A 25369-nucleotide genomic window follows, 5' to 3' on the forward strand; every position below is an offset into this window, starting at 1 on the left:
CTCAAGCGAGGGAATGGTAGATGGCGCTGTACTCCGCCAGCATGTGATCGACGGAGAAGCGCTTGGCGAAACGATCGCGGCTGTTGCTCGCCAGCCGCTGATACAGTTCTGGCCGGGTCAGCAGCTGGCGCATGGCTTCAGCAAACGCCGCGCTGTCGCCTGGAGGTGTCAGCAGCCCGGTTTCTCCGTCGGCCACAATCTCCGGGTTGCCACCGACCTCGGTGCACACCGCGGGAACGCCCAGGCTCATTGCTTCCAGCAATGTCATCGAGGTGCCTTCCGTGTGGGACGAGAGCAGGAAAAGGTCCATGGTGGCCAGGTACTGGGCGGGCTGTTCAATGAACCCGGTGAAGACAATCCGCTCCGCCAGTCCCAGTTGTTCCGCCTGCCGCTCCAGGCCCGCACGGTCCGGACCATCCCCCACCATCAACAACCACAGATCCGGCATCTCGCTGGCAAGTTCGGCAAACGCCGCCAACATCATGCCCTGATTCTTGACCGGGTCGAGTCGGGCCACGGTTCCGACCAGCCGCGCCTGCCCGGGGATGCCCAGGGACTGGCGGATCGACTGCCCCTCACGGGCATCCCGCTGTAAACCACGAATGCCATTGTAAATAACCCGAATCCCCCGCCGGGGCAGGAATTCGTAACGGTGCAGGGCCTCCCGGGTGGCACGGGATATCGCCACCACCGCGCCACTGAGCAAGGCCAGCATGGGGTTGATAAGCATGGCCTTGTATCGGCGTCGATCCGGGTGGAAACGACCATGCTCGGTGAACACCACGCGAGCCCCCGTGCACCGCGCCGCCAGCCAGCCGTACACCCAGGGGGTGTATTGATGGCAGTGCACCAGATCACTGTCGAATTCGCGGATATGGTCCCTCAGCGCCCTCACAAGCTGCCAGTCGAAACCGGGCTGGCGGGGAACCGAGCGTACCTCGATGCCGTCGCGGGCCAGTTGCTGGCCGATCTCCCCAATCTGACCGTCGATACAGACGATCTGGTTGCAGAAGTCCGACTGCGGCATGTTGGACACCAGTTGCCGGATCACCTGCTCGGTCCCACCGATGCCCATGTTGAAGGTAACGTGCGTAATACGGATTGGAGTCTTAGCCATGGAACCTGCGTTGTCTGCTGGGAGCCAGAAAAACCGCCACCGCCAGAAGCCCGACAGGCAACAGCCACTTCATAACATAACTCATATTTTCAAAGAGATAGCGCTTGGTCATAAAGTGATAGGTGTCATCAAACAAGGCATAGCGGGAACCGTAGATCTCCACCAGATAATCCACTTCCGCCGCGCTGTAACCCGCCGCCAGGTAAGCGTCGCGCACCTGGCCCGGGTCGGCCAGTAACTGGTCCAGGGACACGGTCAACGGCACACCAAAGTCCGGGTCCAACAGTCGTGCGCTCTCCTCGCCCGGCACCTGATATTCCACGATCACGTGGCCACCGGCGAAGGAGACAATGCGGTTGTCGATGTCGTACCGGTCCAGAACCGACGACAGGATGGTCGACGCATCGCCACAGATGCCGATGCCCCGCTTCAGGTTGCGGCGGTAATCGGCATAGTGATACCGCTCGAACTGGGGCAGGCCGGAAAACCGTCCGATGGCCCAGAGGAAATAGTTCTCCCAGACGGGCACCAGTTGGCGATAGGCCACCGGGTCTACCCGTTTCCAGTCGACATGAACGAGGCTGGCGTTAGTGATCTGATTGGCCCGTTCCGCCACGACATGAGGAGAGTCCAGCTCTGCCAGCTCATCAATCAGGGCCAGGCTGCGGTGGTAGCTCACCACTTCCTTGGGCACAAACCGCAGCTGGTCGAGCTCGGTCACGCCAAGTCCGGGCTTGCGCAGCGGCTGGCTCAGGCCATACAGATTGATCGCCAACAGCGTCAGTCCCAATACCACGGCGATCAGGACGATGCCCGTGCGGACGGCTTTCATGGACCGTACTCCTGCCACCAGAGATCAAACACCAGCAGGCTCCACAATTCCTGGCTGAACTGCTGCTCGCCAGCCAGGTGACGCTGCCAGAGGGACTGCAACTGAGTCATGTCGAAGCACTGGGCAAGCCCGCCGTCGGTGGCGGTGAAGCGTTCGTGGGCCAGGTTACGCAGTTCCTGCCCCAGCCATTCCGCCAGCGGCACCGAGAATCCCATTTTCTTCCGGTACAGGATGTCATCCGTCAACATCGGCTTGAGCGACTGCTTGAGAATGTGTTTCTTCTCCCGGCCCCGGAGCTTGAGCGCCGACGGTATCGACGCGGCGTATTCCACCACCCGGTAGTCTAGCAGCGGCGCCCGGGTTTCCAGGGAATTGGCCATGCTCATGCGATCCACCTTGACCAGAATGTCACCCGGCAGGTAGGTCTTGATGTCGGTATAGAGAATGCGGGACAGGTGGTCGGGCCCGTCCGCATGGCCGTAGTGCATGCGGGTCAGTTCCGCCGGATCGTAATGCCTTGTCTCGCGTGCCAGATCCCCGGTGGCCAGCTGGTCCCACAGCGATGGACGGAAGAAACAATTGGTCAGGAAGAATGCCTCGTCCGGTTCCCGGGCAAGCGCAGACAACAGCGACCCGGCCTTGCGGAACAGGGCGTGACTGCCCTTACCCGCCACCCCGGCAAGCGTCGGGAACAGGCGCCGTCGCAACGGGCGGGGAAACAGCCCCCGCAACTGGTTCTCCCACAGATCGGTGACGTACTTGCTGTAACCGGCAAAGTTCTCGTCGCCGCCGTCCCCGGCCAGGGCGACGGTCACAGTCTGTCGGGCCAACTGGGAGACAAAATAGGTTGGCACAAACGATGGATCGGCGAAGGGTTCGTCAAAATAGCGGGCGATGCCCCTGAGCTGATCCGCCACGGTGTCCCTCACGGTGTACTCGTGGTGATCCGTGGAAAACTGGCGGGCGACCTGCTCAGCGTAGTGAACCTCATCAAACCGCTCGGAATCGAAACCAATGGCGCAGGTCGTTACCGGACCGCTGCTGTGTTCCGCCATCAACCCGACCACCGCACTGGAGTCGATGCCACCGCTGAGGAAGGCCCCCAACGGCACATCGCTCACCATCCGCACCCGCACAGCGTCTGACATCAGCTCCAGCAACTCCCCCGCGATCTGCTCCTCAGACCGGTCATCCAGGGAGCGAAACGACACGTCCCAGTAGCGATGCAGTTGCGTCTCCTGGCCATCGGTCTCCAGCCAGTACCCCGGGGGCAACTTGAACAGGTTCTGGAACACCGTCTTCGGATCGGGCACATACTGGTACGCGAAGAAATCCTTGACCGCATCCGGGCGCAACCGGCGCTCCAGCGGTGGCAGCGGCAGCAGCGCCTTGATCTCCGAGGCAAACGCAAAGTGGCCGTTGGCCTGGTAATAATACAGCGGCTTCTTGCCCAGCCGGTCCCGGGCCATGAACAGCTTGCCGGCCTCCCGGTCCCAAACCACAAAGGCGAACATGCCGTTTAACCGCTCCAGGCAAGCGCGGCCTTCGCGGGCATAAAGCGCCAGCAACACCTCAGTGTCTGATTCGGTACTGAACGAAACGCCCTGCCCCTGTAACGCCGTTTTGAGGTCGAGGTAGTTGTAGATCTCACCATTGAAGGCAATGACGTAACGGCCGCAGGCGGAGGTCATGGGCTGATTGCCATGCTCACTGAGATCGATGATCGACAGCCGGCGATGACCCAGCGCGATGCGGTCATCCAGATAGTGGCCTTCGGCGTCCGGCCCCCGATGTACAATGGCATCGGTCATCCGCGCCAGCCAGGCGCCGTGACTGTCGCGGGCAGGCATTGCCGGCGTACGAAGAAATCCAGCCAGTCCACACATCTAGCGGATCTCCCCCGGGGACGCCTGTGCCGGTGAACGATCCAGTAACTGCAGAAACAGTCGTTCATACTCCCGGGCCATGCGGGCAGCAGAATAGTCCTGGTCAATCCGCTCGCGGCCCTGACGACGCAGAGTCGCCACCAGCGAGGCATCCGACAATACCCGCTCGCATTGCACCACCAACCGGTCAACGTCGCCCAGCGGTGCCAGCAGTCCGGTCTGTTCGTCATCCAACAACTGGTCAACCCCGGGAATGTCGTATGCCACCACCGGGACTTCCATCGCCATGGCTTCCATCATGCAGCGGGGAATGCCTTCCAGGGAGGACGTCATCACAAACAGGTCAAAACCTGCCAATCGCTCCAGGCGATCATGGCGAAACCCCAGAAACTCTATGGCGTCGGCGCTTTCAAGACTGGACGCCAGGGCTTCCAGCTCGTCCCGCTGACGACCCTCTCCCAACAGTTGCAACCTCAGCTCGGGGAAACGGGCATGGAGGCGGTCAAAGGCGTTCAGCAGGTCCGGCAAGCCTTTGCGGGGAATCAGCTGGCCGATAAAGCCCAGGGTGCGGTGATTGTCCTGACGCTCTTGCGATGTCTGCTGCAGTTGCTGACGGAGGCCATCGATTTCCCGCAGGTCGACACCATTGCGGATAAAATGCACCTTGCAATCGGGCACCCGAAAGCGCCGCATGTCGTCCACCAGCTCCTCCGACAGGGGCGCCACCGCGTCAAAATGGCGCAGAAGGTAGGTTCCCAGGCGGATAAAGGCCGCCAGCTTCCAGCCCACCTTGCCGGAGTAGCCATGGGGCGTGCTCACGCAGCGGATTCCGACCCGACGGGCGGCCAGCCAGCCAAGAATGTCGGACTTGTAGCCATGGGTGTGGATCACATCAATACGGCGCCGACGGATCAGCTCCACCAGCTGACCCACGACCCGGGGATCGAAACGGCCGTTCATCGGCAGGTAGTGCACCTCTCCGGCTTCCCTGGGGTAGTACTCAGCCACTGAGAGGTCCTGATCGTCGCTCTCGCGGGTCACCGCCAGGTCACACAGCAAGTGATCTCCGGGCAGATTGTTGGCCAGGGCGATGACCCAGCGTTCGGCGCCATAGAACCCGTTGGGCGTAATGAACTGCAATACTCGAAGGGTCGTCATGCTAGCCTGCTTCCCTGACCATGGATTGATTCCGTCGCCGGCCCCGCACCGGGGCGGCGTTCTCTTCTGTGACCTTCTGCAGATAGAAGACGTTGACGGCCACCGCCACCAGCATCACCATCCAGTAGAGTATTTCGGCGCGGAACTGATTGATGAACGTGGCAGCCGCGAGATAACTGATCAGGCCACACTCGATGGCCAGCATCTTGAAGTACACCCGGTTGTCACCGTTCGCGATCACCCATCGTCGCGCCCGCTTCGTTGACCGATACAGCGTCACCAGCATAATCAGGAAGAACGCAAAACCGACCGGCCCAACCTCTGACAGCCCCTGGAACCACATGGAATGCACACTGCGGTTCTCCACACCACCGCGGGTTGCATCATCCATGTACACCGAAGCCAACTGGTTATACCCCTGCACGCCCATTCCCATCGGGTGATCCTCCAGCATGTCGAAGGTCGTCAGCCAGAACGTGACCCGTCCGGAACCGCTCTCCCGGGATTCCAGATCCTGCAGCGTACTCATGCGCTCCCAGAACTGGGCATCGGTGACATAAAGGGCGCCCGACAGGCCGGCAATGGCAATCACAATCGCCATCGCCCGCTGGCCCTTCCCCCGGTATCGGGAGAAAATCATGTACAGCAGATACAGCCCGGAGCCGGCGACCACCCCAAGGAACGCGCCCCGGCTGTTGATCAGTACCAGACCGTTGGCGATCAGCGCGCCGCAGAACACGCACAGCATCCGCACTTTCCAATTGCCCATCCAGGCGTAGTACATCAGCAAGGCCCCGGCGGGCACCAGGGCTGCAGCAACACCATTGGCATCCGGGGAGTCAACAAGCCCAATCCCTTCCACCCGATCGCCAGAGTTTCGGCCGGTAATGGTGGCCAGGTAACCGATGTAGGTGGCCCCGATCAGATAGCCCCACAGCGCGGCGTTCAGAGTGCGCTCGGAATTCAGCAGCTTGTACGCCACCAGGACAATCACCACGAGTTTGGCCAGATCGATGGTGAAGCGATGATGTGCCGCTGGATTGAGGGCGTAGAGATTGGCAAGGAAATACATCACCAGCAGCGCCAGCATCCACTTGAAAGCCGGCTGCCGACGCCAGGGACTGACCTCGGTGTACTGGCGGTAACGGATACCCAGGGAGAACAGCATCAACACCGCAGCGATGAAGGAATAGCTCAGCTGCGGTATCTCAACGCTCCACCAGCGGGCCCCCGGATTGAGGAAATAAATGAGCTGATAAAGGATGAACGATGCTGCCCCGCTGACCAGAAACGTTGCAGCAACGCCCCCCATCACCACGACTATGAATAACAGCGCGAACTTCGACATAGGACAGGCTTACCCGGACGACGGCCCTGACGGCAGCAGGCGTTCCCGCAGTTCCCGCTGCCAGCGTTTGATACGCCAGCGATACTGGATCTGCATCTCACCGACCACCGCCTGATGGGCGCGGTAATAGAGCTGGGACACCCAGGGCACCTGGTACTGCTCTGAGTCAGGCTGATAGCCGGTCTGTGCCATGATCTCCGCCGTCAGCGAATCAATAACGCGAATCTGGTGAGCGGACAGCTTCTTGCGCCACTTGCGGGTCATCTCCGGGTCCGGTGCGCGAAAGGTGTGGCGATTCTCCCGGCTGGGAATCACAAATGCTTTCTGTTCCGCGTAGTTGAGCATGGCGTCGTCGAAATCGATGCCGAGGAAATCGCACACCCGATGCAGACAGTTCTGCTGATCCATCACCAGGTCCTCGTACCGAAGCCGCAGAACCCTGTCACCCAGCTCAGCTTCAAACGCCAGCTGGCTCGCCACTTCGTCCCGCCAGCGCAGGGCACCGGTGTAGGCGTTGGTGCCCAGGCCCCATTTGTTCTCGATATAGGAATTGACCACCGCCCGGGGGTCCCGGGTGATGATGATGAAGCGCGCTTCCGGCAGAAACTGTTTCAGCGGTTCCAGGTAGGCCGTGAGCTCCGGGTCTTTCAGTCCCCAGATGCGTTTGCCTTCGCTGGCCAGCAACTCATCGATGCCTTTGCCGTACTGCTGTTTTACAAAGCCGTCGATGCCATCACGGATCTGATCACGGGTTGCGCCAGGGGTGAACACCGAACGCACCGGTAACTCATTCTTGATAAACACCAGGGGGTGTGCCGTCAGCATCCGGCATAACAGGGTGGTACCGGAACGCTGGGTGCCAATCAGAAACACCGGTGAATGCATGTTGACCTCCCTGTCCTGCGTATTGGCTTCGTTCATTTCCAGACTCCCCAGCCCAGGCTGCCCACCAGGACAGCGAGAGTTACCAGCCACAGGGCAACGCCGCTTCCCCATACCGACACCGCACCACCACCTTCACTGGCCCGGGCACTGGTCCAGGTGACCTGGGTCTGCCCCTGCAGGGCCCGCCAAATTCCCTTCAGGGCGTAAAGGTTGACCATCACAAAATAGTATGGCGCAGAAAACAGCATCGGCATGGCCTGGTTGTGACGGAGCAGGTGCCCACCACCGGCCGCCAGCACCACCACCAGAGCGCCGGCGGTGATCAACTGGAACAGCCAGAGCCCCTGGCTCGCCAGGATCGCACTGCCCAGCACGCCAATGGCAAGAAACAGCGGCACCAACCAGCGCAGGAGCTTGTGGGAAACCACCTGCCAGGCAAACAGGCCACTGCGGAAAGGGTTCATCACCTCACGGACTCTCATCAAACCGCGAATACTGCGATTGACGATCCGCTCCTTGCGACTGATTTCCTTGCTGAACTCGCCAGCGGTCTCTTCATAGCAACGGGCCAGTGGGTCAAACACGCCACGGTAGCCCTGAGCGATGATCTGCAGTGGATTGACGAAGTCGTTGATGTCCCGCTGCTGCAGCGGTTGCCACAACCTCCGGCGGATGGCGTATATCGCGCCATCCCCGCCCACCACTGAACTCAGACGGGATTCCATGGTCTTGATGGCAAGCTCGTAGCGCCAGTACAGCCCTTCGTTTCGGGCGCTGGCACCGGATGCTCCATCGGTATACAGCGCCGCCCCCACCACATAACCAACCTCCGGGTCCTGGAAGTTTCTCACCAGCATCCGAATGGCATCGGTGGCGTACATCGCATTGGCGTCACTGAAAACCACGACGTCGTCCCGGATTTCCTCAAGCACCAGATTGAGCCCCATGGTCTTGCCCAGCCGGCCTTCCTGTCGCACCAGTCGCACGCCCCGATCCGCGTATTCATGCACGACCTCATCGGTACCGTCGTCAGAGCCGTCGGACACCACCCAGATGGTGAGCCGGTCGCCGGGATAGTCGAGGGCCAGCGCGTTGTCGAGCTTCTGCCGGATCACGCCGATCTCGTTGTAGCAGGAAATCACCAGCGCCACCCGCGGTGTCAGCGGCCCCTGCCGATGGGTCACGGCCGGTCGTCCCCGGCACAGCAGCCACAGCAGAATCGGATAGCCGGCGTAGACATAGCCTGGCAGTGCCAGACAGCAGAGCGTGAGAGTAACAAGCAAAATCGTCATAGGGATTTGTTTTTCATTATGTATTCTTGTTCATGAGAATGCTGCATCTTGATAGCGTGCCGGACTGATCAGAGTGCTGAACGTCATAACGTGATGTACTTCCGGACTCGTGGACCAATCCAATTGGCCAGGGGCAATGGCAGTCGTTGCCACACCCGCTCAACCAGTGGCCGTAATCGCGCCGACAGGCCCGGCGAGTCGGGGGTTTCCGTGTTTTGACAGGACGAATCCCGATCGTCGGGATACCACTCCTGCCACAGCAACGGATGGGGCTCAGCACCCCACTGGCGTTTGAAACGGTAGGTGCCTTCATCCACCGTGGAACGACCAAAATCAAACTGACGGCAACCGGCATCACACACATGGGCCAGCAGGGCCCAGTAAAGCAGCATGTTGGGCGCCAAACGGTTGTATTCCGCCAGGGTCGATGCCCATGGAATGCAGGCCCTGTCACCCAGCAACAACACAATGCCGGCACCGACCGGCATCTCATTCAGGGTCACCAGACCAACCCGCAACTGACGGCCGTAGGCGGTTTTCAGACTCTGAAACCAGCCTTTGCTGTGCACCGGAGACCCCAACCGAAGCATGTTGCGGGCAAACACCGGGTAAAACTCGTCGATCGCGCTGTCCCGGTCACAGACCGAGACCGCCAGACCGTTTTTCTCGGCCTTGCGTATCTGACTGCGCAGTTTGGATTTGAAACCGGCAAACAGCGCCTCGCTGGATGCCGGCAGAGGCGCCAGCATGCGGACCTTGGTTCCCGCCGGAAAGCAGCCGCCAGCCCCCGGTGAGGACACCACTGAGGGCTGGGACCGGCGAACCTCCAGGCGACCAGCCCGCTGTTGCCTCGCCAGATCACGGGCGGCAGCGATCAATTTCAGCGAAAGGTCCAGCGAATCGGCCAGGGGGCCAGCCAGATCGCAGAACGGCAGCGAGGACAGCACCGGAGCCATCAGCGGGCGCTGGACCCAGACCAGCGGCAATACCCCCCGTAACTGCCCGTCCGCCATCGCCAGCACCACCTTGCCAGGGTGGCCATAGGCCCGTTCAACCGCAAACAGCCAGGCGCTGGCATGGTAAGGCGTGACGTCCGGATGTTGATGGACATAGCGGTCATAGGCAGCAACGTCCAGATCCGCCAACGCCACCACGACCACATCAAGCTCAGCGGTCGCGGATGAGGAGCCATCCAGAGCCTGGGGGGCCAGATCAACGCTCATAGTGAATGCTGCCCTCCCCCAGCCAACGGTTGCGAGCGCGACGCGCCACATCCTCCAGCTTCAGTTTGAAACGCTCTCGCTGCAGGGATACCTGCACCAGGTGACGATGCAACCGGCCCATATTGGCCTTGTAGCGCTCGTCCCCACCCATGAAATCGTAGTAGTGGAAGCCATGGTGGCGATAATCCTCAATACACAGACTGTGACCCAGCAGGCCGGGTTTGAGCCGGTTGTCTTCCTCCAGCTTCATTCCGCCCAAATAGAAGTACACGACCTGCTTGTGCAGCAGGTTGTAGAAAAAGGCGATTTCATCATCTCCGGCCATCAGCGTGATCAGATCAATTCCGCCCCGGGGCCACTGACTGCGGATCATTTCCCGGTGGAAGCGGACGAAGTCCGGATTGGCGAAGCCGCTCTGGTCCGGACCATCGCCCCATCGGGCCAGGTGCTTGGGACCGATTCGATCAAATACCTCCAGGGCCTCTTCCAGTGAGTCGGGGCGCACCAGGGTCACCCGACCACGTTGCCGGTACAGCCGGTGTGCCCGGTTGATCTGGTAGCGGGTATTGCGTGACAGACTATCGAGGTAGGGCTCGCCGGTGGTCCGGAGTTCATCCAGATCAACGCCATAACAGGGGGCTTCCCATCGCAGCTGCCGCTGCAGGCCGGTGATGGCGGTGTAGCGCTCCGCGTCCTCGGCGTCGATTGCCCCTACGATGAATTCATCCCATTCCGGCATTTCCTGGCACAGATAGTTCAGACACGCCTCGGCGACTTCATCTTCACGGCCGTTCTCTGCCAGAAAGCCGTTGTACTCAATCCAGATCTGGTCCAGCACCCGGTGCCCGGTCTGGTGTAATCGCAGACATCGGGAGCGCAGAAAACGGTGACGTCGTTCGTCCGTCTCCACAATCAGCCCCAGCCCGACCAGCCGATCACCGTCCGCCACCCGAAGCACCCAGGCCTTGGGCGCGTATACTTTCAGCCAATGCCCCATCCATTGCCACGACAGGAACACCGTTGGCGTCGCCCTGGCTTCCAGTTCCAGCCATTGCTCCGCCAACGCGGTCGGATCTGTCGCCGGCGCCCGGCTGACTGTGAGTGTTGCCTCAGTCATCAATGACCGTCCCGAAGTCCGTCAATGGGTTGGGTTGGGATGCTTGACCAGGAAAGGCCCTATCGCCAGGTAATCGAGCGTGCCCTGCAGGAAAGCCCGTACCGCGTCATGGGGACTGTTCACGATGGGCTCCTCATGCATATTGAAGCTGGTGTTGATCAGACTGGGGATGCCGCTGAGTTTCTGATATTCCTTGAGGATGTCGTAGTAGCCCGGATTGACCTCCCGCCGCACCAACTGAGGCCGTGCTGTACCATCGACATGGACCGCCGCCGGGCAGTTCTGTTTCATGAACTCGGTGCAGTCAAAGGTGATGGTCATGAACTCGGCGGCGTGTTCGGCACCCTCAATGTTGTGATAGCAACGCTCACGTTCCTCCCACAGGGTCACCGGCGCAAACGGCATGAATTCAGTGCGTCCCAGACGCTGGTTGAGCCACTGGTTCACTTCCGGCTCACGGGCGTGATACAGAATGGAGCGGTTGCCCAATGCCCTGGGTCCATACTCCATGCGACCATCAAACCGCGCCACGACCTTGCCGTTATGAATCAGCGCTGCAACCTCGGCGGCCAGGTTATCCGGTCGCTGGTAATCCAGCTCTTCGGCCGCCAGTGCCGCAGCCATTTCCGATTCCGCATAGTCCGGTCCAAAGTAGGCATTGCTGATCGATGGTTTGGCGCCCCCCGGCCAGCTGTGATAGAGCGCCGCGCCAGTGCCGCAGCCGCCATCGCCCATGTTGGGGTAGACAAAGATCCGGCGTACGCCTTCGATCTCGAAGATACGCTGGTTCAACTTGACGTTGGCGGTAACACCACCGGAGAGCACCACCGTGTCCATGCCGGTCTTCTCGACCCAGTAGCGGATGTAATCGGTGGCCACTTTCTCCAGCACATACTGGTAGGCCGCAGCCACATCGATCTTGGGAAACTTGGATGCCAGGTAACGGGAGAAATAGACGTTGTTGGACTCATAGATCCTGAAATCTCCTGGCGTCTGGTCAACGCGACTGAGCAGCACGTCCGCCAGAATCGAAGGATCGCCATAGGAGGCCAGCCCCACAATCTTGCCTTCGTGCCGGCTGGGCTTGAACCCAAGGGAAGAGGTTACATGCTCATACATGGTGCCCAGCGAATTCGGAAACGGCAGCCCATGAAGCCGATGTATACGGCCATCGCGAGCCTCACTGACTGAGCCTGCCAGGCCGGTGCCATAGCCATCGAGGGTCACGCACAACGCCTCATCGAATCCGCTGCAGTAGAAGCTGTTGGCGGCGTGGGACAGATGGTGGTCCATGCGCTTGACGGGCTGTTCCCAGCCTACGTCCCGAAGCCCCTGCTCCAGGTCCTGCTGCCAGTGCTGGAAGGACTCCGTGGCCAACTCGCCCCACTGGCGGCTGCCCTTGAGGGCGGCGTTATTCGATGCCAGTTTCTGCACTCCGGCCATGCTGTAATAGGAACTGTGCAGAAAGCCCTTCTCCATGGTCGCGTTCGGATGCTCAAGCCCATGGATCGGCTCGTTGCGATCCGGAACCCTGGTCATCGCCTCCTTGACCTGGCGGCTGAGGTCGCCGGGCTGAAAACTGCGGATAAACTGGCGCTCCTCCTCCAGGTTCCGAGTGTACAGCTTCTGCTCGTTCTCCCAGGTCAGGAACGGGTAGCAGACCATATCGAAATCTTCCATCGACAGGCCTGTGTACTCGAGGGCCTTCTGCAATGCGAGCCTGGGAAAACCGGACTGCTGTTTGGTCCTGGAGAAGCGCTCCTCACCAGCTGCGAACAGGACGTTGCCATCCTCGACCACCGACACCGTGGAATCCTTGTCCAGGGGGGAAATCCCAAGCACCTTCATGCCATTCTCTCCATCATCTTGCGAAGCCGGGAGGGTGATGACGCCTGCCCTCCCAGGTCATTAAAGAAAAAATCGAAAAAACGCCGGAAGCTGTCGAGAAATTCCCGCAGCTGTTGATCATCCTTGACGTAAGTGGTGTTGCCAGGCACGACACTTGGGCTGTGGAAGCTCCAGGTAAACGTACGCACGCCCCGCTTCAGCAGAAACCGGGTCAACTTGATGTGCTCATCCGGAGAAAACCCCTCTGGCGAGAGCATCAGCCGATCCACCGCGCCCAGGCGGGACAGGATGCCCGGCGCCTTGAAGCGCTTCAGCCGATTCGCCATTTCGAACAGAGGCACCGACCAGCCGTTGGCCCAGCCAACAAATTCACCGGTACACGGCAGCTCCAGGATCGACGGGTCCTCAGCGCCAAAAAAGAACGGATCGGCGTTGAAGTAGCGGTAGTCAGGTCCACCGTCTGACCGGGAATCCAACGGCGGGCAGACCGACAGATCAATGGTGAAACCGAGCTCCCGGAGGATCGCCGGCGTATTGGGCCCAAAGCCATAGCGGCCGGCCTTGTAGGCGACAGGCGCTGTGCCGAAATTGTCAGCAATGGTGTCCCGCAGACTCTGCAGTTTCGCCTTTTCCAGTTCGGCGGGCAGATTGCCCGGGTACATATTGGATCGGCTCAGGGTTTCCGACACCGGCGGTGTCACCCAGGGGTGAAGATGAGCGCCAATCTCGCACTGACCTGCGTCGGCGAACTGTTTCAGCAACCGGTAGCCTTCGGGCTTGCTGGCCACCGGGTAATCCACCACATAGCAGGGGCAGATGCCGTAGTCGTTGAAAATGTCCTGCACACGTCCCACATGGGCCATGGCGTCGACCGAATCCGCCGCGGAGTCGGGTTCGGCGTTCCAGTCAAATTCTTCTTCGGTATCGATCACCACCAGCAATTGCGGTGGCAGATCGGCAGGCAGTGTTGCCGCAGTGCGATTCTGAAAACAGTCCCTGGTCATCGTGAGGTCGCATTGAGTTCATGGGTGATTGAAAGCCGGACGTACAGCCGTTCTTGGTCCGGGTCCGCGCTGGCATCCCGGCGCAGGTAAGACTGGGTCACGCGTACGCCAACGGTGGTCGCTTCGCCGACATAGCGGCGCCAGTTCACGCTCAGGCGATGAATCTGGTCCTCGATGTCTCCACTGTCGTCACCGGCATCCCCGCTCCAGTTGTAGCTCAGATTGACATCCTGAAGGTGGGCCACGGGAAATCCGAAGCGGACGCCGGCACGGTACTGGTAAGTGCGAAGATCGGTGGTCTGGGATTCCTGGCGGGTGCCGCCAGCCACCATGCCAAACGAGCAGCCGCCGCAAAACGCTGACGATGAGTAGAAGAGCTCCAGCTGGTCCTGAACGTTGAGCTCGGTAACCCGGACGGTGAAGGGATCGAACTCGCTCGGCAGTCCGAGATCGAGCACCAGATCCAGTGCGGTGCTGGACATATTGCGGTTATAGCTGACGCCGGTGGTGCTCTCCTCGGAGACCCAGCTCCGACGCAGATAACCGGTTACGGCGTCGCTGTCCGTATCGCCGCCAGAGGTGTATTCGACGTCGGCCTGGCTGACGCCGACGCCAAATTCGAAACGACCGTGTTCCAGGTTGTTGCGATAGCCCAGGCTGGCGCTGTCGATGGTGACATCCGAGCCCTCTTCCTCTGACCAGCTCCTCTGGCCACTGAGACTCAGGGATGAATCCTCGGACAGGCGCCGGCTGAACTCGCCACCGGAGCTGTAGGAGTCGGTATCCTCGCGCTCACCCTCTTCGAAACTGCGCCCGGCCCGGCCAAAAAAGCGCAGGGTCGACAGGTCGCCGGGAAAAAACCGCAGACCGGCGCCGGTCGACAGGGTATTGCGGGTATCGTAGTTGGCCGGATCGATCAGGAAGCCGGTGTCGTTGCGCACTGACCGCACCGAGTGCCCCAGATCAAAGTCGAATCGCCCTGCGGGCCGGTAATAGGCGTACCGGGAGGCGCCGTTGATGTAGCTGGTGTCGCTGCTGCTGTCCTTGCGGTCGATGCGTTTGCTTTCCAGGTTCGCGCTGTAGCGGGCGGACAGGGAATTGGCACCCCAGGCAAGATCGGCCCCCAGCCCACCGGCAACGCCAATACTGGGTGTGGTGTCGTACTGTTTGCCGGCACTGCGATCCGTCACGGTGTGGCTGACGGCGGTGAAGCCGGAGGCGGATACGGTATAGCCGTTCAGCCGTTCACCCAGCCAGTCGGCATTCGCGGTTGAGACCGCCGAAGCCGCCACAAGCAACACCAGAGGCCTACCAACACTCGCCCACAATACGTCACCCGCCATACCGCCTACTCCTGAAAAATCAGGCCGGAGAATTTGTCAGAGCCCAGCGCATCCATCGAATCCATCAGCTCGTCGCCGGTAACCTTGCCAAACGGCACACCGAAAACGACCTGATCCGCGTAACGAACCAGAATGCGGGCTTCGGTACTGAGCCTGAACGGGGGCGCGTTGATGATGATGCAGCGATCGGGGTACCGCTGCTTGAGTTCGCCCATCAGTTGCTTCATCCGCACCGAGGAGAACAGCTCCACCGCCGAGGACGCCTGGGTGCCCGCAGAAATCGCCGACAGCCGCTCAATGCCGCTGGGGTAGATGATGTCCTTGATTGCCAGCGAGGAGTCAGCGACGAAATCCGTCAGACCATACTCCATGGGGGTCGACACCAACTCCGGCAGTGCGCTGCTGTAGGGGTCGCAGTCCACCAACAGCGCCGATGTATGGGCATCAAGAGCAAAGGAGACCGCCAGGTTAAAGGCGGTCAGGATCGAGCCTTCGCCATTGCCAAGACTGGAAAACAGCACCGAGAAATTGTTCTCTCCGGCCCGGTTCCGCAGCTGGATGCGAATCTCCCGATAGGCATCGAGAATCGCCTTGTTGGCCATCCCCGGGTAGATGATCTTGCGCATCCGCATCTGCTCACGGTTCCACGGGCGCGGATTGCCGATCATGCCCAGGGAAACGGCGGAATCGTAGACCGTCGGCTTGCTTTCCTCATCGGTCTCTATCCGCACCCAGTTGGGCTGTGCGGTCGTCGCTCCGGCAAAAGGACGCTCCTTGCGGAAGTTGTCCTCGGCCCTCGCCTCGCCCGAGTCTGAGCCGCGTTTGCGACGTTCCTGCTGGCTCCTCAGGAGCGCATTGTAGAGTTTGCTTTCGTCCATCAGCCGGGCTACTCCCCTACCAGACCAGTGAGCTTGGCGATTATCTGCTCAACCTGAATGCCCATGACGCTGAACACCAGAATATTCAGGTAGACGAACAGGAACAGCCCCAAGATAGCCAACAGCACCAGCACGTCCTTGCGCAGCAGTCGCTCCTTCCAGGTGCTGGAATAGTGCGGAATGGACCCCAGCACCGGGATGCTCTCGGGCAACGCCATGTGCAACGCCCGGACCGAGCGCAGGCGCTGGTCAAACATCACCAGCATGGTCAGCACCCCCAATACCACGGCGCTGCCTAGGAACGGACCGGCAATACCCACCTGGTAAAGCTGAAGCCCGTCCCACTGGGTCGGATAGGTGGCAGGTTCCTGAATCTGGTAACTCACACCCTCGCCCTGGACATCGAGCGTCATCGACAGTCGGGCCTTTTCCCGGCGCTGGAGCATGTCTTCGTAGACGTTGCGGGTTACATCGTAGTCCCGGGTCAGCTCCGACAGCTCCGCCTGGTTTACCGCCACCCGTTCGGCACGGGCAAAGGCTTCATCCAGCAGTGTCTGCAACGAGGCCAACCGGTTGCGCTTGACCTCAAGCTGGGTCTGGCTCTCAGCCAGTTGCAGTTTCAGGCTTTCGTAAACCGGGTTTTCCATGACTTCGGTAACCGCCCCGCGACGATCGGAGCCGTCACTGGCGGCAACCTGCTGCTCGAGATCCTCGATCTGCCCCAGCACACTGACCACGTCCGGATGGCTGTCGTGGTAGCGCAAACGCAGGGAATCCAGCTCCTGGTGGAGAGCCGCCAGGCGACGTTCCAGCGACGACTGCCCCGGATCAACCGTGACCCGGCGAACGGGCTGCTCGGTTTCCAGCTGGGAGGTGGTGAGCCGGATCTCGGCTTCTGTCTGCTGAATCTCCAGTTTCAGGTTCTCAATGGAGGCCCGCAGCCCTTCGATCCGGGACTGGACACTGCCCTCGGTACCGTCCTGGTTGTTGGACTTGAAGTCCTTGAGCCGCCGCTCGGCATCTTCCAGCTGACGCTGGTACAGCTTCACCTGGGAATCAATGAACTCGAAGGCGCCCTGGCTTTCTGAGCGCTTTTTGCGCACGGTTCGCTCGATAAACCGGTTCAGAGCCGTGCTCAGGACCCGGAAGGACTGGTCAGGATCTCCACTGCGATAGGTCAGCTCCAGAAAGTTGCGGTTTGACACCCTCAGATTGAGACGGTTACGCAGTGACTGAATGGCGCCGTTCCTGCTGCCATCGTCCATGGTTGCTCTTATCAGCCCGGTGTCAGAGCCCACTTGCTCAAGGAATGAGCGGCTCTGGATCAGCTCCCTCGCTTCGCTGATCCGGTCGAGGTCGGTCACTTCGGCCTGGCCCCGCAACAACGGCTCCAGGATGGTGGACTGATCGGCGTACAACAGGGCTTCAGAGGTGTAGGTTTTCGGCGTCAGGTAGCCGAAGGCCAGTACCCCCGAAGTCACCGCCATGAAGATCACCGCCGCCGCTACCCGGTGCTCGTAAAGCTCCCGGCGCAGCGACTTGATCAGATCAAGTATGAATTGGACATCCATCAGAGTTCGCCCCGGAACAGCTCTTTACGTGGCACGCTGATCACATCCCCGGGTTGCAGGGGATAGTTAAAGGTCATATCGCCATCGTCGAGGATGGCTTCCACATCCACGCCAAAGCTGCTGTAGCCCTCGCCAGTCTCACGGTGCAGTACCGCCCGATCCTCGGCGGCAAAATCCGTCACGCCGCCGGCCTGCAGAACAATATCAAGCACCGTCATGCCTGGCCGGAAGGCGATGGACTGGGGCGACATGACCTGACCGGTGATCCGCACCCGGTTGCGAAACTCCTTGCTGACCGGGTTGGTCACCATCACCGTCACTTCCGGACTGCGAATCAGCTCCGCCAAGGCGCCGCGGATCTCTTCCGCCAGCGTCTCCGGCTGCTTGCCATCGGCCATTACATCGCCCATCAGCGGCATGGAAATGAAGCCGTCCGGCCGCACCACGATGCTCTGGGACAGCTCCGGGTTGCGCCAGACGTGTATCGAAACCATGTCGCCCACGCCAATGCGGTAAGGGTCGGCAGACACCTCGGTAAGCACGGGCGATTGCGATGACGGCGTCATGCCTCCGCAGGCACTGACCAACAGTGCCAACATGCCCAGAAAACCCACTCGCAACGCTTTGCTTTTGTTCATAGTTCCCCCAAAGTCGGTTTTACTGCCCTGCCCGGCTAGCGCACGCCCTTGCCCAGCAGAACCACCTCGACGGTCTGGATCATGATCAGCAGATCCATTAAAAGGCTGTGGTTTTTAGAGTAGTAAAGGTCATATTCCAGTTTTCCTCTAGCGTCCTCGATGGAAGCGCCATAGGGATATTTGAGCTGCGCCCACCCCATCAAACCGGGCTTGACGTAATGACGGGTGTCATAGAATGGCACCTTGGTTTTCAGCTCGGTCACGAACTCCGGACGTTCCGGCCTGGGCCCGACGATGCTCATCTCGCCACGGATGACGTTGTAGATCTGCGGCAGTTCGTCGAGCCGGGTGTTGCGAATAAAAGCCCCGACCCGGGTGACCCGGCTGTCATTGGCGGACGCCCAGCGGGCCTTGCCGTCTTTCTCGGCGTCCTGGCGCATGCTGCGGAACTTGTAGATGCGGAATTCCTGGCCCAGCAGGCCGACACGGGTCTGGCTGTAGAGCACCGGGCGCCCGGTTTCCAGAAACACCGCCAGCGCGGTCAGCACGATAAACGGCAGCATCACCACCAGCAGGCTGAGGCTGACGGCCAGATCCAGGCAACGCTTGGCAAATGCCCGGCTCTTGGAGCCCTTGAAGCCTTCGGAAAACACAATCCACGACGGGTGCACCAGGTCCAGCTTCGCTTTCTTGAGCTCCCGCTCGTAGAAATCCACGGCGCTGGTCACGGCTATCCCCCGCAGTTTGCACTCCATCATTTCCTGCAACAGTGACCAGGCCCCCTCGGTCCGCCGGCGCTCCTGCTGTGCCACCACAATCTCGGAAATCCGGTGTTCACGGCAGTAGCGATAGAAATCGTTGGGCACATTCAGCAGATGCGCCTCATCCACGGTCGAGGTCTGGCTGTCCGGGATGCAGCCGACGATCCGTACACCAAGGAAACGGAGATTCTGCTGGTACTCATCCATCAGCGCACCGGCATACTCTCCGGACCCGAAAATCACCACCCGTCGTACCAGTTGCTCGGAATCGACAATGCGCAGGAACACCAGCCGCAGCGCGATGACCGCAGCGGACGCCATCAGCACCACCCACAGCAGATTGGTGCTGCCAGGATCGGCATCGGGAAACACCACGTAGAGCAGCGTGAGGCCAATGCCACCCACAAAGCAGTAGGCCACCAGAGTGCGGAAGAACAGCGAGGAGAAGGTCTCGTGCACCATGGCGAAGTAGCCGCCCATGGCCAGCGTGCCGCAGCTGAGAATGAAGGCAAACAGCAGCGATGCCAGAGGGCCAACAGACACCGAGGCATAGCCGATGTCAAACAGCCCGAACAGCAGCGACTGCAGGGAGAAAATGACGTACAACAGCCCGAACTCCAGCACGGCAAGCACCAGATACGGGATGTGGAGATAGTGTTTTCTGAATCTTATATACGACACGCTGAACATCCTTGTCGTCTGTTTTGACAATCAGCGACAAATTCAATCGACAAAGCAATCCCCTGAGCCGGCGCTAAATGGACCGGCCCACCGAATCCCCTGAACACTCTGTAATCATTCTGATCGCTGGACACTGCACGCTCAATCAAATTGTATCTGTTTGTAACATATTTTTACATTGTTTTCATTTTTGTAGCGGTCAAGTTCGTCTTTGTGAATTGTTTTTGTAACCCCAGTGAGTGAAAATTCGGTGACAGCTTTGGATTCGGAGGGACAGGCCATGGCCTGGCAGGATGACAACACCACCGGCAAGGACGCAGTGACGGAATCACCCGGGCAAGCCCCCGCTCCGCTGCATGCCATGAGTATAGACGTAGAAGACTATTTTCACGTCGCGGCCCTGGCGCAGGTGATCCGGCCTGACCAGTGGGGCGATTTGCCGTCCCGGGTTGAGCGCAACACCGAACAGCTACTGGCGCTGTTTGAACGCCATAACGTCAGGGCGACGTTTTTTGTGCTTGGCTGGGTCGCCGAGCGCTACCCGGGGCTGGTGCGCAAGCTGGCTCAGGGCGGGCACGAAATCGCGTCCCACGGTTACAGCCATCAACTGATCTACAACCAGACGCCAGAGGTCTTCCGGGAGGAAACCCAGCGAGCCAAGACCCTGCTTGAGGACCAGGTGCAGCGACCGGTCCGGGGCTATCGAGCCGCCAGCTACTCCATTACCCGGCAGTCCCTGTGGGCCCTGGATATCCTGGCGGAGCTCGGGTTTACCTGGGATTCCAGCATTTTCCCCATTCATCACGATCGCTACGGGATTCCCGGTTCACCGACCGCGCCCTACACCCTGGAGACCCCGGCCGGGCATCAGTTGCAGGAGTTCCCGCTCACCACGGCAAAGCTGTTTGGCGTCACCATTCCCGCCGCCGGTGGCGGCTACTTCCGGCAGTTCCCGTATCCGCTGTTCCGCTACCTGTTCCACCGCGCTTCGGACCACGGCCGCAAACCCCAGATGTTCTACCTGCATCCCTGGGAGATCGACCCGGGCCAGCCCCGCTACAACAACGCCAGCTGGTTCTCCCGTTTCCGCCACTACACCAACCTGGACAAGTGCGAGTCGCGCCTGGAGCGCCTGCTCACCGACTTTCGCTTCGGTACGGTGAGCGACAGCTATACTGATTACCAACGCCAGCAGCCAGAGACCAGTCCGGACCAGCGGGTTCGACTGGCCTGAAGCCACCGACAGGATTTTTCGCATGTACCTGGAACACTTCGGCCTGCACCGCCACCCCTTTCGTATCACTCCGGAAGACGACTTCATTTTCATGAGCCAGCAACACTCGCGGGCCTATGTCTATATGTCGTCAGCGATCTGGAGTTCGGAGGGGTTCGTGGTCATCAGCGGGGAAATCGGCTCCGGCAAGACCACCCTGCTGAAGAAGACCATCCGCAACCTCGATGGCAACCTGAAGCTCCTCAACATTTCCTACACCAATCTGGAATCGAAAGACCTGTTCAGCCTGATCCTTCGCAAGGCCGGCATCCCGATCGAATCCGACAGCAAGGTGGCCATGCTGTTCCAGGCCACCGAGTACCTGCAGGCCATGGCGGAGAAAGGTACGCCGGTGGTGTTGACCATCGACGAGGCGCAGAACCTGACCGAGGAAAACCTGGAAGACATTCGCATGCTGACCGGCATGGAGAGCATGGGCGGACCGTCCATGCGGGTGATCCTGCTGGGGCAGCCGGAACTGAAAGATCAGGTAACGGCCATTCCGCAGCTTTCCCAACGGGTCAAACTGTTCTTTCACCTGGAAGGACTGACAGCGGCGGAAACCGCCGAGTATATCGACTATCGTCTGCTGGTCTCCGGCCATGGTGGCAACCGCTTGTTTGACGAGGATACGGTCAAGGAAATTCACCGGCTGTCTCGGGGCATTCCCCGACTGATCAACAAGTTGTGCGACGGCATGATGATGTGTGCCTACTCCGAGGATCGCCCCTTCATTGATCCCCACGATCTCAAGAGCATTCGCAAGGACCTGCTGGGGGAGGATGATCTCGGACCAGGCGGGCGCAAATCCAGGCGCCAGCCCTCACCGTCGGCACAACAGGCCAACCCGCAGGCGTCACCGGAGCTGCAACTGGACGCTGGCGCCAGCCAGGCACTGAACCGCATCGCCCAGGCCCTGGAAAGCATCGACAGCAAGCTGGATCGCATCATGGGCAGCGCGGAGCGTAAACGCCGGGCGGCCGAGGCGGCGGACAACGTCAAGCCACTGTCCCCCAATCGCAACAAAACCCAATAGCGCAAACACCGCCACTCAGAACCCGTCTGGCGCCTGATTACCCAGGCCCAGTGTGGCGTGCAGGTGCTGCAGACAACGCACCGATTGCTCCTCACCAAAGGCAATGGCCCGGCAGAAGGCCTCCCCGCCGGTCAGGGTGGTGACGATGGGAATCCGGCACCGCAGGGCCTGGATGCGCTGGGCGGCGGTGGCGGCGGCAACCTCCCGGCCCTCACAGGTATTCACAATCAGCTGGATATCACTGCTGCGAATGGCCGCCAGCACCTCGGTTTCATCGCTGCCGATCAGCCGAATCATGTCGTCGGGTACTTGCTGGGCGCGCAGATAGGCCAGCGTTCCCCGGGTTGCAACGATGGTAAAGCCGCATTCAAGGAACACCCGGACCACCGCGACGATGCCAGGTTTGTCACGATCCCGGACGGAAACAAACACCGTACCGGCCTGCGGCAACAGCTCCCCGGCCGCCGCCTCAGCCTTGGCAAAGGCCTCATCAAAACTGTCGCCCAGGCCCATTACCTCACCGGTGGATTTCATCTCCGGCCCCAGGATCGGGTCCACCGCCGGAAACTTGTTGAACGGGAACACCGACTCCTTCACCGCGTAGTACGACGGCACGATTTCCTCGGTAAAGCCCTGCTCAACCAGTGACGTACCGGCCATGCAGCGGGCCGCCACCTTCGCCAGGGACACACCGATGGCCTTGGACACGAACGGTACCGTCCGCGAGGCCCGCGGGTTCACTTCGATGACGTAGATCTGGCCATCCTGCCACGCCAGCTGAACGTTCATCAAACCCACCACCTCAAGCTCAATGGCCATCTTGCGGACGGCGTCGCGCATCTGGTCCTGAACGTCGGCAGGCAGAGTGTACGGCGGCAGCGAGCAGGCGGAGTCACCGGAGTGTACCCCGGCCTGTTCGATGTGCTGCATGATGCCGCCGATGACCACGTCCTTGCCGTCGCAGATGGCGTCGATGTCCACCTCGATGGCAGCGTTGAGGAAGTGGTCCAGCAGCACCGGGCTGTCGTTGGACACCAGCACCGCGTTGCGCATGTAGCGCACCAGCTCTTCCTCGTTGTAGACGATTTCCATCGCCCGGCCACCAAGCACGTAGGACGGCCGCACCACCAGCGGGTAGCCGATTTCACGGGCCGCCAGCACGCCCTCCTCGTGGCTGCGCACGGTGGCGTTGTTCGGCTGCAGCAGGCCCAGGCGGCCAATCATCTGCTGGAACCGCTCGCGGTCCTCGGCGCGGTCGATGGCGTCCGGGCTGGTGCCGATGATGGGCACGCCGGCCGCTTCCAGGCCGCGGGCCAGTTTCAGCGGGGTCTGGCCGCCGTACTGCACGATCACGCCCTTGGGCTGCTCCACCCGGACGATCTCCAGCACGTCCTCCAGGGTGATCGGCTCGAAGTACAGACGATCGGAGGTGTCGTAGTCGGTGGACACGGTTTCCGGGTTGCAGTTGATCATGATGGTTTCATAACCATCCTCACGCATGGCCAGGGCCGCGTGGACACAGCAGTAGTCGAACTCGATGCCCTGGCCGATGCGGTTGGGGCCACCGCCGATCACCACGATCTTGTCGCGATCGGTGGCGTCGGCCTCGCACTCTTCCTCGTAGGTGGAGTACATGTAGGCGGTGCTGGAGGCGAACTCGGCGGCACAGGTGTCCACCCGCTTGTACACCGGGCGCACGTCCAGGTCGTGACGCAGCTTGCGCAGGCTCTCTTCGGACAGGCTCAGCAGCTTGGCCAGGCGGGCGTCGGAGAAGCCCTTGCGCTTGAGGCGGAACAGGGTGTCGCGGTCGATGTCGGCCTTGCCGGCCTGCTTGAGCGCCTCTTCTTCCAGGATGATGTCTTCGATCTGCACCAGGTACCAGGGGTCCACCTTGGTGTGCTGGAACACGTCTTCCACGGTCATGCCGCTGCGGAAGGCGTCGCCGATGTACCAGATGCGCTCGGCGCCCGGCTCATTGAGTTCGCGGATCAGGGTTTCGCGGCCGTCTTCGGTGGCCAGGTCGACCTGGGGCTCAAAGCCTTCGGAGCCCACTTCCAGCCCTCTCAGGGCCTTGTGCATGGACTCCTGGAAGGTGCGGCCGATGGCCATCACCTCACCCACCGATTTCATCTGGGTGGTCAGGCGGGCGTCGGCCTGAGGGAACTTCTCGAAGGTGAAACGGGGGATCTTGGTGACCACGTAGTCGATGCTGGGCTCGAACGAGGCCGGGGTGACGCCACCGGTGATCTCGTTGCGCAGCTCATCGAGGGTGTAACCAATGGCCAGCTTGGCGGCCACCTTGGCGATGGGGAAGCCGGTAGCCTTGGAGGCCAGCGCCGAGGAACGGGACACCCGCGGGTTCATCTCGATCACCACCATGCGGCCAGTGTCCGGATGGATGCCGAACTGGACGTTGGAGCCGCCGGTTTCCACACCAATCTCACGCAGCACCGCCAGCGAGGCGTTGCGCATGATCTGGTATTCCTTGTCGGTCAGGGTCTGGGCCGGGGCCACGGTGATGGAGTCGCCGGTGTGCACGCCCATGGCGTCGAAGTTCTCGATGGCGCAGACGATGATGCAGTTGTCGTTGCGGTCCCGCACCACCTCCATCTCGTACTCTTTCCAGCCGATCAGCGATTCGTCGATCAGCAGCTCGTTGGTGGGCGACAGATCCAGGCCGCGCTGGCAGATCTCCTCAAACTCGTCACGGTTGTAGGCGATGCCGCCACCGGAGCCGCCCATGGTGAACGAGGGCCGGATGATGCAGGGATAGCCGATGCGCTCCGCCACGCCCCAGGCTTCTTCCATGGTGTGGGCAATCTCGGCACGGGGGCATTCCAGGCCGATGGACTTCATGGCCTTGTCGAAGCGGTCGCGGTCTTCGGCCTTGTCGATGGTGTCGGCGTTGGCGCCGATCATTTCCACGCCGTGCTCGGCGAGAACACCGTGCTTCTCCAGATCCAGGGCGCAGTTCAGGGCGGTCTGGCCACCCATGGTGGGCAGCAGCGCGTCCGGCTTCTCTTTCTCGATGATCTTGGCGACGGTTTTCCAGGTGATGGGCTCGATGTAGGTGGCATCGGCCATCGCCGGGTCGGTCATGATGGTGGCCGGGTTGGAGTTCACCAGGATCACCCGGTAGCCCTCTTCCCGCAGCGCCTTACAGGCCTGGGCGCCGGAGTAGTCAAACTCGCAGGCCTGGCCGATCACAATGGGGCCCGCGCCCAGGATCAGGATACTCTGGATGTCAGTGCGTCTGGGCATGGATTGCCGCCACCTCCCTGTGAAGGGCCTTTGGATTGGCTGGAAACGCCATTGCCGACTGGCCAACGGGCGCTTACCAACACTATAGCCAAAGGCACATCAACGGGGGACGAGGCAGGTATCAAAAGCCGAAAGGAAACGAAGACAAAGACAGGAATGACAGACCATCGCCAACCGGGCAGACCAGCCCTGGCTGGCAATGGTTTGAGGATCGGGG

The 25369-nt window shown here is 60.8% G+C and carries 19 protein-coding genes; 2 read left to right on the plus strand and 17 right to left on the minus strand.

Going from position 1 to position 25369, the window contains the following annotated elements; all coding sequences use genetic code 11:
• Nucleotide 1: 1 nt before the first annotated feature.
• From J2887_RS11195 to J2887_RS11270, 16 genes are all read right to left on the minus strand, one after another.
• Complete coding sequence (locus tag J2887_RS11195) at nucleotides 2-1117, minus strand: glycosyltransferase (RefSeq protein ID WP_227171222.1); 1116 nt, start codon at nucleotides 1115-1117, stop codon at nucleotides 2-4.
• Entirely contained in the window at nucleotides 1110-1949 is an 840-nt protein-coding gene (locus tag J2887_RS11200; RefSeq protein WP_227171223.1) for a hypothetical protein, read from the minus strand. The genes J2887_RS11195 and J2887_RS11200 overlap by 8 nt, the downstream gene beginning before the upstream one ends.
• Nucleotides 1946-3835, minus strand: coding sequence for an asparagine synthase (glutamine-hydrolyzing) (asnB, locus tag J2887_RS11205; protein WP_227171224.1), 1890 nt, complete (start codon nucleotides 3833-3835; stop codon nucleotides 1946-1948). Before asnB ends, J2887_RS11200 begins: the two co-directional genes overlap by 4 nt.
• Complete coding sequence (locus J2887_RS11210; protein WP_227171225.1) at nucleotides 3836-4993, minus strand: glycosyltransferase family 4 protein; 1158 nt, start codon at nucleotides 4991-4993, stop codon at nucleotides 3836-3838. It lies immediately after the preceding gene.
• 1 nt (nucleotide 4994) lies between these two features.
• The gene (locus J2887_RS11215) at nucleotides 4995-6341 is read right to left on the minus strand and encodes an O-antigen ligase family protein (protein WP_227171226.1); all 1347 of its coding nucleotides are present in this window, start codon (nucleotides 6339-6341) and stop codon (nucleotides 4995-4997) included.
• 9 nt (nucleotides 6342-6350) lie between these two features.
• The gene (locus tag J2887_RS11220) at nucleotides 6351-7262 is read right to left on the minus strand and encodes a sulfotransferase family protein (RefSeq protein ID WP_227171227.1); all 912 of its coding nucleotides are present in this window, start codon (nucleotides 7260-7262) and stop codon (nucleotides 6351-6353) included.
• Complete coding sequence (locus tag J2887_RS11225) at nucleotides 7259-8518, minus strand: glycosyltransferase family 2 protein (RefSeq protein WP_227171228.1); 1260 nt, start codon at nucleotides 8516-8518, stop codon at nucleotides 7259-7261. The genes J2887_RS11220 and J2887_RS11225 overlap by 4 nt, the downstream gene beginning before the upstream one ends.
• Before the next feature lie 83 nt (nucleotides 8519-8601).
• Complete coding sequence (locus tag J2887_RS11230) at nucleotides 8602-9741, minus strand: FemAB family XrtA/PEP-CTERM system-associated protein (RefSeq protein ID WP_227171229.1); 1140 nt, start codon at nucleotides 9739-9741, stop codon at nucleotides 8602-8604.
• On the minus strand, nucleotides 9731-10858 hold the full coding sequence (locus J2887_RS11235; protein WP_227171230.1) for a GNAT family N-acetyltransferase: 1128 nt from the start codon (nucleotides 10856-10858) through the stop codon (nucleotides 9731-9733). Before J2887_RS11235 ends, J2887_RS11230 begins: the two co-directional genes overlap by 11 nt.
• A 21-nt stretch (nucleotides 10859-10879) precedes the next feature.
• Nucleotides 10880-12706 (minus strand): carbamoyltransferase, encoded by a 1827-nt coding sequence (locus J2887_RS11240; protein ID WP_227171231.1) that lies wholly within the window; start codon nucleotides 12704-12706, stop codon nucleotides 10880-10882.
• A complete protein-coding gene (locus J2887_RS11245; RefSeq protein ID WP_227171232.1) occupies nucleotides 12703-13710 on the minus strand; it encodes a polysaccharide deacetylase family protein in 1008 nt (335 codons plus the stop codon). Before J2887_RS11245 ends, J2887_RS11240 begins: the two co-directional genes overlap by 4 nt.
• On the minus strand, nucleotides 13707-15053 hold the full coding sequence (locus tag J2887_RS11250) for a hypothetical protein (protein ID WP_227171233.1): 1347 nt from the start codon (nucleotides 15051-15053) through the stop codon (nucleotides 13707-13709). The genes J2887_RS11245 and J2887_RS11250 overlap by 4 nt, the downstream gene beginning before the upstream one ends.
• 5 nt (nucleotides 15054-15058) lie before the next feature.
• Nucleotides 15059-15931 (minus strand): CpsD/CapB family tyrosine-protein kinase, encoded by an 873-nt coding sequence (locus J2887_RS11255; RefSeq protein ID WP_227171234.1) that lies wholly within the window; start codon nucleotides 15929-15931, stop codon nucleotides 15059-15061.
• 8 nt (nucleotides 15932-15939) lie between these two features.
• Complete coding sequence (locus J2887_RS11260; RefSeq protein WP_227171235.1) at nucleotides 15940-17502, minus strand: XrtA system polysaccharide chain length determinant; 1563 nt, start codon at nucleotides 17500-17502, stop codon at nucleotides 15940-15942.
• Nucleotides 17502-18140, minus strand: a complete 639-nt coding sequence (locus J2887_RS11265) for an XrtA/PEP-CTERM system exopolysaccharide export protein (protein WP_227171236.1) — start codon at nucleotides 18138-18140, stop codon at nucleotides 17502-17504. The genes J2887_RS11260 and J2887_RS11265 overlap by 1 nt, the downstream gene beginning before the upstream one ends.
• Nucleotides 18141-18175: 35 nt before the next feature.
• Nucleotides 18176-19591 carry a TIGR03013 family XrtA/PEP-CTERM system glycosyltransferase gene (locus J2887_RS11270; protein ID WP_227171237.1) on the minus strand — a complete coding sequence of 472 codons (1416 nt, stop codon included), beginning with the start codon at nucleotides 19589-19591 and terminating at the stop codon, nucleotides 18176-18178.
• Between the two features lie 352 nt (nucleotides 19592-19943).
• On the opposite strand from J2887_RS11270, the gene J2887_RS11275 reads away from it, so the two are divergent.
• The gene (locus J2887_RS11275; RefSeq protein WP_227176105.1) at nucleotides 19944-20816 is read left to right on the plus strand and encodes an XrtA system polysaccharide deacetylase; all 873 of its coding nucleotides are present in this window, start codon (nucleotides 19944-19946) and stop codon (nucleotides 20814-20816) included.
• Nucleotides 20817-20838: 22 nt separating this feature from the next.
• On the plus strand, nucleotides 20839-21891 hold the full coding sequence (locus J2887_RS11280) for an ExeA family protein (RefSeq protein WP_227171238.1): 1053 nt from the start codon (nucleotides 20839-20841) through the stop codon (nucleotides 21889-21891).
• Between the two features lie 15 nt (nucleotides 21892-21906).
• On the opposite strand, the gene carB is transcribed toward J2887_RS11280, so the two are convergent.
• The gene (carB, locus tag J2887_RS11285) at nucleotides 21907-25152 is read right to left on the minus strand and encodes a carbamoyl-phosphate synthase large subunit (protein WP_227171239.1); all 3246 of its coding nucleotides are present in this window, start codon (nucleotides 25150-25152) and stop codon (nucleotides 21907-21909) included.
• Between the last annotated feature and the right edge of the window lie 217 nt (nucleotides 25153-25369).

Source organism: Marinobacter sp. CA1 (assembly GCF_020546665.1).
Classification (GTDB): domain Bacteria; phylum Pseudomonadota; class Gammaproteobacteria; order Pseudomonadales; family Oleiphilaceae; genus Marinobacter; species Marinobacter xestospongiae.

Coding starts and splice junctions, on each gene's coding strand:
- J2887_RS11275 (WP_227176105.1), top strand. CDS start 19,944: ATGAGTATAGACGTAGAAGACTATTTTCACGTCGCGGCCCTGGCGCAG.
- J2887_RS11245 (WP_227171232.1), bottom strand. CDS start 13,710: ATGACCAGGGACTGTTTTCAGAATCGCACTGCGGCAACACTGCCTGCC.
- J2887_RS11235 (WP_227171230.1), bottom strand. CDS start 10,858: ATGACTGAGGCAACACTCACAGTCAGCCGGGCGCCGGCGACAGATCCG.
- J2887_RS11215 (WP_227171226.1), bottom strand. CDS start 6,341: ATGTCGAAGTTCGCGCTGTTATTCATAGTCGTGGTGATGGGGGGCGTT.
- asnB (WP_227171224.1), bottom strand. CDS start 3,835: ATGTGTGGACTGGCTGGATTTCTTCGTACGCCGGCAATGCCTGCCCGC.
- J2887_RS11210 (WP_227171225.1), bottom strand. CDS start 4,993: ATGACGACCCTTCGAGTATTGCAGTTCATTACGCCCAACGGGTTCTAT.
- J2887_RS11260 (WP_227171235.1), bottom strand. CDS start 17,502: ATGGATGTCCAATTCATACTTGATCTGATCAAGTCGCTGCGCCGGGAG.
- carB (WP_227171239.1), bottom strand. CDS start 25,152: ATGCCCAGACGCACTGACATCCAGAGTATCCTGATCCTGGGCGCGGGC.
- J2887_RS11240 (WP_227171231.1), bottom strand. CDS start 12,706: ATGAAGGTGCTTGGGATTTCCCCCCTGGACAAGGATTCCACGGTGTCG.
- J2887_RS11230 (WP_227171229.1), bottom strand. CDS start 9,741: ATGAGCGTTGATCTGGCCCCCCAGGCTCTGGATGGCTCCTCATCCGCG.
- J2887_RS11265 (WP_227171236.1), bottom strand. CDS start 18,140: ATGAACAAAAGCAAAGCGTTGCGAGTGGGTTTTCTGGGCATGTTGGCA.
- J2887_RS11250 (WP_227171233.1), bottom strand. CDS start 15,053: ATGGCGGGTGACGTATTGTGGGCGAGTGTTGGTAGGCCTCTGGTGTTG.
- J2887_RS11225 (WP_227171228.1), bottom strand. CDS start 8,518: ATGACGATTTTGCTTGTTACTCTCACGCTCTGCTGTCTGGCACTGCCA.
- J2887_RS11255 (WP_227171234.1), bottom strand. CDS start 15,931: ATGGACGAAAGCAAACTCTACAATGCGCTCCTGAGGAGCCAGCAGGAA.
- J2887_RS11195 (WP_227171222.1), bottom strand. CDS start 1,117: ATGGCTAAGACTCCAATCCGTATTACGCACGTTACCTTCAACATGGGC.
- J2887_RS11280 (WP_227171238.1), top strand. CDS start 20,839: ATGTACCTGGAACACTTCGGCCTGCACCGCCACCCCTTTCGTATCACT.
- J2887_RS11220 (WP_227171227.1), bottom strand. CDS start 7,262: ATGAACGAAGCCAATACGCAGGACAGGGAGGTCAACATGCATTCACCG.
- J2887_RS11270 (WP_227171237.1), bottom strand. CDS start 19,591: ATGTTCAGCGTGTCGTATATAAGATTCAGAAAACACTATCTCCACATC.
- J2887_RS11200 (WP_227171223.1), bottom strand. CDS start 1,949: ATGAAAGCCGTCCGCACGGGCATCGTCCTGATCGCCGTGGTATTGGGA.